The sequence below is a fragment of the Streptomyces sp. GQFP genome (assembly GCF_021545335.1).
Lineage (GTDB): Bacteria > Actinomycetota > Actinomycetes > Streptomycetales > Streptomycetaceae > Streptomyces.
On the sequence record NZ_CP089312.1, the window covers coordinates 6,767,361 to 6,777,789 of the forward strand.

Below are 10,429 nucleotides of genomic sequence, written 5' to 3' on the forward strand. Positions count from 1 at the left end.
CCAGCTCACCTCAGAAGAAGACCCCGCACCGCAGCAGCACATTCGCGTACGGCCGAGCCTCCCCCGTCCGTACGACCAGCCGCGCCCCCGCCGACAGCTCCTTGAGCCGCTCGTGCGAGACGAGCGTGAGGTCGCCGTCGGGAAAGTGCCCGTCCAGCAGCTTCGCGGCCCCCGGATTCGCTCCCCGTACCTCCGCCGCAGCCGTCGCGCCCTCCACCACCAGCTCTGTCAGCAACCCGTCGAGCACCTCCGCGAAGGACGGCACCCCGGCCCGGAAGGCCAGGTCGACGACGCGCGGCCCGGCCGGGATCGGCATACCGGCGTCGCACACCAGCACCCCGTCCCCGTGCCCCAACTCGGCGAGCGCGCCCGCGAGATGACGGTTCAGGATTCCGCCGCGCTTCATAGAGCCTCGACCTCCTCAGCCGTGGGAAAGGAGTCCTGAGCCCCGGCCCGCGTCACCGCGACCGCGCCCACCCGGGCCGCGTACGCCGCCGCCTCCGTCAACGACTCGCCCGCGCCCAGCCGCCAGGCCAGCGCCGCCGTGAACGCGTCACCCGCCCCCGTCGTGTCCACGGCCTCCACCGGCACCGACGGCACCCGCACCCGCTCCCCGGCCCGTACGGCGACCAACGCGCCCTCCGCGCCCAGGGTGATGACGACCGAGCGCGGCCCGAGCGCGAGCAGCGTCTTCGCCCAGTCCTCCGGCGAGTCGCCCAACTCGGCGTCCGCACCGGCGATCACCCGGGCCTCGTGCTCGTTCACGATCAACGGGTCGCAGGCGGCCAGGACTTCACGCGGCAGCGGGCGCGGCGGGGAGGGATTCAGTACGAACCGGCCCTCGGGAGCCAGGTTCCGTACGACCTCCACCACCGACTCCAGCGGAATCTCCAGCTGCGCCGACACCACCCGCGAGGCCTGGAACAGGCTCCCCGCGGCCCGGATGTCCTCGGCCGCCAGCCGCCCGTTGGCCCCCGGCGACACCACGATGCTGTTGTCGCCGGACGGATCCACCGTGATCAGCGCGACCCCCGTCGGCGCCCCGCCGACCAGCACGCCCACCGTGTCGACACCGGCACCCCGCATCGAGTCCAGCAGCAGCCGGCCGTGACCGTCGTTGCCGACCCGCGCCAGGAGCGCCGTACGGGCCCCCAACCGGGCCGCTGCGACTGCCTGGTTGGCGCCCTTGCCGCCCGGGTGGACCACCAGGTCGGAACCGAGCACCGTCTCACCGGCCGCGGGCCGCCGCTCCACCACGGTCACCAGATCGGCGTTGGCCGACCCCACGACCAGCAGGTCGTAGTCGTACATGAACATTCTCCCCATACACATCAGTTGTACCGGCCGACCACTGCCTTCGGCGCCCAGCCGCCGAACTCAGCCGCCGAACTCCGCCACGTTCTCCTTCGTGACGACCTTCACCGGCACCATCACCGTCTTCTCGACACTCTCGTCCTCGGCGACCCGCAGCGCGTTCTCCACCGCGATCTTCCCCAACTCCTCGGGCTGCTGGGCGACCGACGCGTACAGCGAGCCGTTCGCGACCGCCTTCAGCCCGTCCGTCGTACCGTCGAAGCCGATCACCGACACCGACTTGCCCGCCTTGCTGCCGAGCGCCTTGATCGCGCCGAGCGCCATCTCGTCGTTCTCGGCGAAGACACCGCCGATGTCGGGGTTGGCCTGGAGGAGGTTGGTCATGACGTCCAGGCCCTTGGTGCGGTCCCAGTCGGCGGTCTGCCTGGCGACGACCTGGATGCCCGGGTAGGCCTTCAGCCCCTCCGCGAAACCGGCGCCGCGCTCCCGGCTCGCGGAGGTGCCCGCCATGCCCTGCAGGATCACGATCTTGCCCCGGCCGCCCAGCTTCTCGGCGAGTTCCTTCGCGGCGAGCTTGCCGCCGGTGACGTTGTCGGAGGCGACGAACGACGCGCTGTCGGCGTTGTTCACCGAGCGGTCGACGGCGATCAGCGGGATGCCTGTCCTGTTCACGGCCTTCGCCGCCGGAGTGACGGCGTCCGAGTCGACGGCGTTGACGACGATCACGTCGAGCCCCGAACTGGTGAAGTTCTGGAGTTGGTTGGCCTGCTGCGAGGCGTCGTTCTGAGCGTCGGTGACGGTGAGGTCCACGCCGAGCTTCTCCGCCTCGGCCTGGGCGCCCGCCCGCAGCGACACGTAGAAGGGGTTGTTCAGGGTGGAGATGGCCAGGCCCACCTTCGGGGTCGCCGAGGCCGAGCCGCCGTTGTGCAGCAGCGAGGTCGCGCCGATGACGGCCACGGTCACCACGGCCGCCAGCCCGTACGTCGCCGCCTGCCTGCCCCGGCCGCCCCCGGCACCGCCGATGCCCGAGGCCACCGGGGTCGTCGCGCCCGCCTTGCGGCGCACCGTGTCCAGCAGCACCGCCAGCGCGATGACGACACCGATCACGACCTGCTGCCAGAAGGCGGACACGTTCAGCAGGTTGAGTCCGTTGCGCAGCACCGCCAGGATCAGCGCGCCGATGAGCGTGCCGGACGCCTTGCCGGTGCCGCCCGCGAGCGAGGCACCGCCGATGACGACCGCGGCGATCGCGTCCAGCTCGTAGCCGCTGGCGGCCTGCGGCTGCGCGGAGGAGAGCCGGGACGCCAGCACGATGCCCGCGACCGCCGCGAACAGACCCGACAGGGCGTAGATGGCGAGCTTCTGCTTCTTCACCCGCAGCCCGGACAGCCGCGCGGCTTCCTCGTTGCCGCCGATCGCGTACATGGAGCGCCCCAGGTACGTACGGGCGAGGACGAACGCAGTGATGAGCCCCATGGCCACCATCACCAGCACGGGCACCGGCAGCCAGCCGCCCAGCGTGTCACCGAGGTGCGAGACCGACCCGGGGAACGCGATCGGCGAACCCTGCGAGATCACCAGCGACAGCCCGCGCCCCACGGACAGCATGGCGAGCGTCGCGATGAACGGCGGCAGTTTGCCGTACGAGATCAGGAAGCCGTTGACCAGACCGCACACGATGCCGGTGACGACGGCCAGGAGCACGGCTATCGCGACCGGTACGCCCTCCGAAGTCGCCGCCCAGGCAAGGACGGTGGCCGAAAGCGCGGCGACCGAACCGACCGAGAGGTCGATGCCCGCCGAGACGATCACGAAGGTCACGCCGAAGGCGAGAACGGCGGTCACGGCCGCCTGGACGCCCACGTTGAGCAGGTTGTCCGTCGTCAGGAAGTCGCCGGACAGCGCCGACATCGCGATGACCAGGACGATGAGCGCGGTCAGCGCGCCGTTGTCGAGCAGGACGCGGCGCAGGCCGCTCGTGGCGCCACTCGCGCCCGTCGTGCTCTTGAGCGTGTCAGTGGCCACGGGAGCCCTCCACAGCAGTAGTTCCATTGTCAGTACTGACGGCGAGAGCCATCACGGAGTCCTGGGTGGCCTCGGCGGCCGTGAGTTCACCGGCGATCCGGCCCTGCGCCATCACCAGCACCCGGTCGCTCATCCCGAGCACCTCGGGCAGATCGCTGGAGATCATCAGTACGGCGGCACCGGCGGCCGTCAGCTCGTTGATCAGCTGGTAGATCTCGACCTTGGCGCCGACGTCGATCCCGCGCGTCGGCTCGTCGAGGATCAGCACCTTGGTGTTCGCGAGCAGCCACTTGCCGATGACGACCTTCTGCTGGTTGCCGCCGGACAACGTCCGCACATGCTGGCCGAGTCCGGCCATCCGCACGCCCAGCTGCCCGGCGACCTTCGCGGCGGCGGCGCGCTGCCCCTTGAGGTCGACAAGACCGCCCTTGGACGAGGACCGCAGGGTGACCAGGCCGAGGTTCTCCTCGACGGAGGCGTCGAGCACCAGCCCCTGCCCCTTGCGGTCCTCCGGTACGAGCCCGATCCCGGCGGCCATGGCGGCCCCGACATCGCTCCCGCGCACGGCGGCACCCGCGACGGACACGGACCCCTTGTCGTACGGATCGGCGCCGAACACGGCACGCGCGACCTCCGTACGCCCGGCCCCGACCAGCCCCGCGATGCCGACGACCTCACCGGCCCGCACCTCGAAGCCGATGTCGTGGAAGACACCGTCCCTGGTGAGCCCCTCCACCTTGAGAAGGGCGGCGCCGGCGTCGGTGGCCTCACGCGGGTACTGCTGTTCGATGGACCGCCCGACCATCAGCCGTACGAGTTCGTCCTCGGGTGTATCGGCAGCAACCTGCCCGACACTCTTGCCGTCGCGGATGACGGTCACCCGATCCCCCAGAGCGGCGATCTCCTCCAGGTGATGGGTGATGAAGACGATTCCGACGCTGTCCTCGCGCAGGGTGCGCACGATCGCGAACAGTTTCTCGACCTCCTCGGAGGTGAGCACGGCGGTCGGCTCGTCCATGATCAGCACGCGGGCGTTCAGACTCAGCGCCTTCGCGATCTCGACCATCTGGAGCCGCGCGATCCCGAGTTCACGCACCCGCGCGCGTGGGGACACGTTTACGCCGACCCGCTCCAGCAGGACGGCGGCCTCGGCCTCCATCCGCTTGCGGTCGATCATCCCGTAGCGGCGCGGCTGCCGCCCCAGGAAGATGTTCTCGGCGACCGTCAGATCGGGAACGAGGTTGAACTCCTGGTAGATGGTGGCGATCCCGAGGCGCTCGGAGTCCTGCGCGCCATGGATGCGCACCTCCTCGCCGCCGACCAGGATCCGGCCGGAGTCGGGGGTGTAGGCGCCCGAGAGCATCTTGATGAGCGTGCTCTTGCCGGCACCGTTCTCGCCGAGCAGCACGTGCACCTCACCGCGGCGCAGACCGAAGTCGACGCCGTCGAGCGCCACCACGCCGGGGAAGGCCTTCCGTATGCCCTCGATGCGCAGCAACTCGTCCGGGTTGCTCACGACTGGCTCCTGTTCGTTACGGGGGGCGCTTCCAGGGGAGTGGGTTCCAGAGGCGGCGGCTCACCGCACGACCGCCGCACGACGAGCCGCGCGGCCAGCGTCACGGACTGCGGGGGCCGCCCCTCGATCACGTCGACCAGCGCCCGGACGGCGGCCCGCCCCAGCTCACCGGTGGGCTGCGCGACGGCCGTGACCGGCGGATCGGTGTGCACGAACCACGGGATGTCGTCGAAGGCCGCGAGCGCGATGTCCCGCGGAACACGCATCCCGCGCGCGCGTACGGCGTCCAGCGCGCCCAGCGCCATCAGGTTGTCGGCCGCGAACACGACCTCGGGCGGCTCGGCCAGATCGAGGAAGGCGTCGGTCACCCGGCGGCCGCTCTCGGCCTGGAAGTCGCCCTGCCCGATGTAGGCGTCGGGGAGTGGCAGTCCGTACTCCGCCAGGGCCTCCCTGAAGGCCTCGACGCGCTCACTGCCGGTCGTGGTGGCCGCAGGGCCCGCGACGATCGCGAGCCGCCGGTGACCGAGCCCGTGCAGGTGCGAGACGAGATCCCGCACCGCGGGGCGCCCGTCCGCCCGTACGACCGGTACGTCCACCCCCGGGATCCACCGGTCGACGAACACCATCGGCGTCCCCCCGCGCGCGGCGTCCAGCATCAGCGGGGAGCCGCCGTCGGTGGGGGAGACCAGGAGGCCGTCGATACGGCGGTCCAGGAGGTTGCGTACGTGGTGGTCCTGGAGGTCGGGCCGCTCGTCGGCGTTGCCGATGATGACGCTGTAGCCCAGCGCGCGGGCCTCCTCCTCGACGGAGCGGGCCAGTTCGGTGAAGTAGGGGTTCATCACGTCGCTGATGACCAGGCCGAGGGTGCGGGTCTGGTCGGTGCGCAGCGACCGGGCGACGGCGTTCGGGCGGTAGCCCAGCGCCTCGACGGCGGCCAGCACGCGCGTGCGTGCGTCGACGCTGACCGACGGATGGTCGTTCAGGACCCGCGACACCGTGGCGACGGACACCCCCGCCTCGGCAGCGACGTCCTTGATGCTCGCCATCGCCGGACCACCTCCTTGTGGTTCCGTGGAATCGTTTACACGACTCGCTGGAGACCGATTGGAATCGATTACACGCGGGTAAATCAAGCCCCTGGCCGATTCCCGATACCGGATCGTGATACGCGACGCTCAGGTGAGCGCGGCCTCCGGGCGTCTTGGGTGTGCGGTCGCGGGCTCGGGCGGGGCGATTCAGGCTGGACGTACGGAGTAGTTCCCTCTAGGCCCGTGAGCGGACCGGAGTGGAGGAGTCATGACAGCGGCGACCCGAAGCGACGTCCCCGTCGCGCTCGAAGGCGGTGGCGTGGAGTTGCGTACGCAGGTGATCGGAGGGGGCTTCTCGGTCGGCTACGTGACCCTGCCGCAGGGCACGGACATGGGCCCGGCGTTCAAGGGCCTGCCCGGCGACGCCTGCCAGTGCCCGCACTGGGGATATCTGCTCAAGGGCAGGATCCTGATGCACACGGACGAGGGCGACGAGACGTACGAGGCGGGGCAGGCGTACTACTGGGCGCCCGGCCATGTCCCGGAGGCCCTGGAGGACAGCGAGCTGGTGGAGTTCTCGCCGACGGAGGATTTCGGGAGGGTGATCGACCACGTCAAGTCCGCCATGGGGTGACGGCCTTCGGGTGGGCGTCGTCTACAGCCCCCGGCCGACTGTCGGTGCCTGGCGGTAGCGTCGGATCATGTCGAATCAGGCGGGCGGCGGTCCGAAGCAGACGGCGCAGGGGGAACGGCGCCTGGCCGTCCTCGAAGGTGTGCTCGAACGCATCACGTACGCCAACGAGGAGAACGGCTACACGGTCGCCCGTGTCGACACAGGCCGGGGCGCGGGCGACCTCCTCACCGTCGTGGGCGCGCTGCTCGGCGCCCAGGCCGGCGAGTCCCTGCGCATGGAGGGCCGTTGGGGCTCCCATCCGCAGTACGGCAAGCAGTTCACCGTCGAGAACTACACGACCGTCCTGCCCGCCACCATCCAGGGCATCCGCCGCTATCTGGGCTCGGGCCTGGTCAAGGGCATCGGCCCGGTCTTCGCCGACCGGATCACCCAGCACTTCGGCCTGGACACCCTCCGGATCATCGAGGAGGAGCCCAAGCGGCTCGTCGAGGTGCCGGGGCTCGGCCCCAAGCGCACGAAGAAGATCGCCGACGCCTGGGAGGAACAGAAGGCGATCAAGGAGGTCATGCTCTTCCTCCAGAGCGTCGAGGTGTCCACGTCCATCGCCGTGCGCATCTACAAGAAGTACGGCGACGCCTCGATCTCCGTCGTCAAGAACCAGCCCTACCGCCTCGCCTCCGACGTCTGGGGCATCGGCTTCCTCACCGCCGACAAGATCGCCCAGTCCGTCGGCATCCCGCACGACAGCCCCGAGCGAGTCAAGGCGGGCCTGCAGTACGCCCTTTCGCAGGCCACCGACCAGGGCAACTGCTATCTCCCCGAGGAACGCCTGATCGCGGACGCGGTGAAGCTCCTCCAGGTCGACACGGGCCTCGTCATCGAGTGCCTCGCCGAACTCGCGGCACCCCCGGAGGAGGGCGAGGACCCGGGCGTCGTACGGGAGAAGGTGCCCGGCCCCGACGGCGACTCGGAGCCCGTGACGGCCGTCTACCTGGTCCCCTTCCACCGCGCCGAACTCTCCCTCTCCGCCCAGCTGTTGCGCCTCCTGCGCACCCGGGAGGACCGGATGCCCGCCTTCCACGACGTGGCCTGGGACAAGGCCCTGTCCTGGCTCCAGGGGCGTACGGGGGCCGATCTCGCCCCCGAGCAGGAGGCGGCCGTCCGGCTCGCGCTGACCGAGAAGGTCGCCGTCCTCACCGGCGGCCCCGGCTGCGGCAAGTCCTTCACGGTCCGCTCGATCGTGGAGCTGGCGAAGGCCAAGAAGGCCAAGGTCGTCCTCGCCGCCCCGACAGGGCGTGCCGCCAAGCGCCTCGCCGAACTCACCGGCGCCGAGGCCTCCACCGTCCACCGCCTCCTGGAACTGAAACCCGGCGGCGACGCGGCCTACGACAAGGACCGCCCGCTCGACGCCGACCTGGTGGTCGTGGACGAGGCCTCGATGCTCGACCTGCTCCTCGCCAACAAGCTGGTGAAGGCGGTCCCGCCGGGAGCACACCTGCTGTTCGTCGGAGACGTGGACCAACTCCCCAGCGTCGGCGCGGGCGAGGTGCTCCGCGACCTGCTGGCCGACGGCAGCCCGGTCCCCGCCGTCCGGCTCACCAAGGTCTTCCGGCAGGCCCAGCAGTCGGGCGTCGTGACCAACGCGCACCGGATCAACTCCGGGCAGCATCCGGTCACCGACGGCATGAAGGACTTCTTCCTCTTCGTCGAGGACGACACGGAGGAGGCCGGCCGCCTCACCGTGGATGTGGCCGCACGGCGAATTCCGGCGAAGTTCGGCCTCGATCCCCGACGGGACGTCCAGGTGCTCGCGCCGATGCACCGGGGCCCGGCGGGCGCCGGCAACCTCAACGGGCTGCTCCAGCAGGCGATCACACCGGGCCGCCCGGACCTCCCGGAGAAGCGGTTCGGCGGCCGGGTCTTCCGGATCGGCGACAAGGTCACGCAGATCCGCAACAACTACGACAAGGGCGAGAACGGTGTCTTCAACGGCACGGTCGGCGTCGTGACTTCGTTGGACGAGGTGGAACAGCGCCTCACGGTGCTGACGGACGAGGACGAGGAGGTGCCGTACGACTTCGACGAACTGGACGAACTCGCCCACGCCTACGCCGTGACCATCCACCGCTCCCAGGGCAGCGAGTACCCGGCGGTGGTCATCCCGGTCACCACGGGCGCGTGGATGATGCTCCAGCGCAACCTTCTGTATACGGCCGTCACCCGGGCGAAGAAGCTGGTCGTCCTGGTCGGATCGCGCAAGGCGATCGGCCAGGCGGTGCGCACGGTTTCGGCGGGACGGCGTTGTACGGCACTGGATTTCAGACTGCGGTCGCAGGGGTAACGGGACCGGTACGGGACCGGTGTCGGAGCGATCGCGAAAAATGATCGATCAAATGAGTCACAAAGGTCACAGGGGACTTCCGGAACCAGGGCGAAGGGGGGCAGGATGAGTAGGTTGGCGGCACTGAGTGCCGCCAATAGGCCCAATGGTCGACCCCGAGTGCACTCTCCTGCGCCAAATGGGGGATGGTAGAGACAGTCAGGGCACCTCGAAGAAGAGGCACTACGTCGGTGAGGGATGACGTGAGCGAGCACACCAATAACGCTGTAGTACTGCGGTTCGGCGACGGCGAGTACACCTACCCGGTGATCGACAGCACCGTCGGCGACAAGGGCTTCGACATCGGGAAGCTCCGCGCTCAGACCGGTCTGGTGACCCTGGACAGCGGCTACGGCAACACCGCCGCCTATAAATCCGCCGTCACCTACCTCGACGGTGAGCAGGGCATCCTGCGGTACCGCGGCTACCCGATCGAGCAGTTGGCCGAGCGCTCCACCTTCCTCGAGGTGGCGTTCCTGCTCATCAACGGCGAGCTGCCGACCGTGGACGAGCTCGCCGTGTTCAAGAACGAGATCACGCAGCACACCCTGCTGCACGAGGACGTCAAGAACTTCTACCGCGGCTTCCCGCGTGACGCGCACCCGATGGCGATGCTGTCGTCGGTCGTCTCGGCGCTGTCGACCTTCTACCAGGACAGCCACAACCCGTTCGACGAGAAGCAGCGCAACCTCTCGACGATCCGGCTGCTCGCCAAGCTTCCGACGATCGCCGCGTACGCGTACAAGAAGTCGATCGGTCACCCCTTCGTCTACCCGCGCAACGACCTCGGTTACGTCGAGAACTTCCTCCGCATGACGTTCTCGGTGCCGGCGCAGGAGTACGACCTCGACCCGGTCGTCGTCTCCGCCCTCGACAAGCTGCTCATCCTGCACGCCGACCACGAGCAGAACTGTTCGACGTCGACGGTCCGCCTGGTCGGCTCCTCCCAGGCGAACATGTTCGCGTCGATCTCGGCCGGCATCTCCGCGCTCTGGGGCCCGCTGCACGGCGGCGCCAACCAGTCCGTCCTGGAGATGCTGGAGGGCATCCAGGCCAACGGCGGCGATGTCGACTCCTTCATCCGCAAGGTGAAGAACAAGGAGGACGGCGTCCGCCTGATGGGCTTCGGCCACCGGGTGTACAAGTCCTTCGACCCGCGCGCGAAGATCATCAAGGCTGCCGCGCACGACGTCCTCTCGGCCCTCGGCAAGTCCGACGAGCTGCTGGACATCGCGCTGAAGCTGGAGGAGCACGCGCTCTCCGACGACTACTTCGTCTCGCGCAACCTCTACCCGAACGTCGACTTCTACACGGGCCTCATCTACCGCGCGATGGGCTTCCCGACGGAGATGTTCACGGTCCTGTTCGCCCTGGGCCGCCTCCCGGGCTGGATCGCCCAGTGGCACGAGATGATCAAGGAGCCCGGCTCACGCATCGGGCGCCCGCGCCAGATCTACACGGGTGTGGTGGAGCGGGACTTCGTCCCGGTAGAGCAGCGCTGAGAGCTCCGCAGGAAGTGCGGTACTGAAGCC

Annotated in this window: 8 protein-coding genes; 3 read left to right on the forward strand and 5 right to left on the reverse strand. The window is 69.5% G+C overall.

Features of this window, described 5'->3' with window-relative positions:
- Positions 1–10 precede the first annotated feature (10 nt).
- The 5 genes from rbsD to LUX31_RS30540 form a co-directional block, all read right to left on the reverse strand.
- A complete protein-coding gene (gene rbsD / locus LUX31_RS30520) occupies positions 11–406 on the reverse strand; it encodes a D-ribose pyranase (RefSeq protein ID WP_235478523.1) in 396 nt (131 codons plus the stop codon).
- Positions 403–1,311 (reverse strand): ribokinase, encoded by a 909-nt coding sequence (locus LUX31_RS30525; protein ID WP_235478524.1) that lies wholly within the window; start codon positions 1,309–1,311, stop codon positions 403–405. The genes rbsD and LUX31_RS30525 overlap by 4 nt, the downstream gene beginning before the upstream one ends.
- Positions 1,312–1,377: 66 nt before the next feature.
- Entirely contained in the window at positions 1,378–3,339 is a 1,962-nt protein-coding gene (locus LUX31_RS30530) for an ABC transporter permease/substrate-binding protein (RefSeq protein ID WP_235478525.1), read from the reverse strand.
- Entirely contained in the window at positions 3,329–4,855 is a 1,527-nt protein-coding gene (locus LUX31_RS30535) for a sugar ABC transporter ATP-binding protein (protein ID WP_235478526.1), read from the reverse strand. The genes LUX31_RS30530 and LUX31_RS30535 overlap by 11 nt, the downstream gene beginning before the upstream one ends.
- Positions 4,852–5,901 carry a LacI family DNA-binding transcriptional regulator gene (locus tag LUX31_RS30540; protein WP_235478527.1) on the reverse strand — a complete coding sequence of 350 codons (1,050 nt, stop codon included), beginning with the start codon at positions 5,899–5,901 and terminating at the stop codon, positions 4,852–4,854. The genes LUX31_RS30535 and LUX31_RS30540 overlap by 4 nt, the downstream gene beginning before the upstream one ends.
- Before the next feature lie 250 nt (positions 5,902–6,151).
- On the opposite strand from LUX31_RS30540, the gene LUX31_RS30545 reads away from it, so the two are divergent.
- From LUX31_RS30545 to LUX31_RS30555, 3 genes are all read left to right on the forward strand, one after another.
- The gene (locus LUX31_RS30545) at positions 6,152–6,517 is read left to right on the forward strand and encodes a hypothetical protein (protein WP_235478528.1); all 366 of its coding nucleotides are present in this window, start codon (positions 6,152–6,154) and stop codon (positions 6,515–6,517) included.
- A 67-nt stretch (positions 6,518–6,584) separates the two neighbouring features.
- Positions 6,585–8,858 carry an SF1B family DNA helicase RecD2 gene (gene recD2 / locus LUX31_RS30550; protein WP_235478529.1) on the forward strand — a complete coding sequence of 758 codons (2,274 nt, stop codon included), beginning with the start codon at positions 6,585–6,587 and terminating at the stop codon, positions 8,856–8,858.
- Positions 8,859–9,100: 242 nt separating this feature from the next.
- The gene (locus LUX31_RS30555) at positions 9,101–10,399 is read left to right on the forward strand and encodes a citrate synthase (protein ID WP_235478530.1); all 1,299 of its coding nucleotides are present in this window, start codon (positions 9,101–9,103) and stop codon (positions 10,397–10,399) included.
- The last annotated feature ends 30 nt before the right edge of the window (positions 10,400–10,429 follow it).

Coding starts and splice junctions, on each gene's coding strand:
- recD2 (WP_235478529.1), top strand. CDS start 6,585: ATGTCGAATCAGGCGGGCGGCGGTCCGAAGCAGACGGCGCAGGGGGAA.
- LUX31_RS30525 (WP_235478524.1), bottom strand. CDS start 1,311: ATGTACGACTACGACCTGCTGGTCGTGGGGTCGGCCAACGCCGATCTG.
- LUX31_RS30545 (WP_235478528.1), top strand. CDS start 6,152: ATGACAGCGGCGACCCGAAGCGACGTCCCCGTCGCGCTCGAAGGCGGT.
- rbsD (WP_235478523.1), bottom strand. CDS start 406: ATGAAGCGCGGCGGAATCCTGAACCGTCATCTCGCGGGCGCGCTCGCC.
- LUX31_RS30540 (WP_235478527.1), bottom strand. CDS start 5,901: ATGGCGAGCATCAAGGACGTCGCTGCCGAGGCGGGGGTGTCCGTCGCC.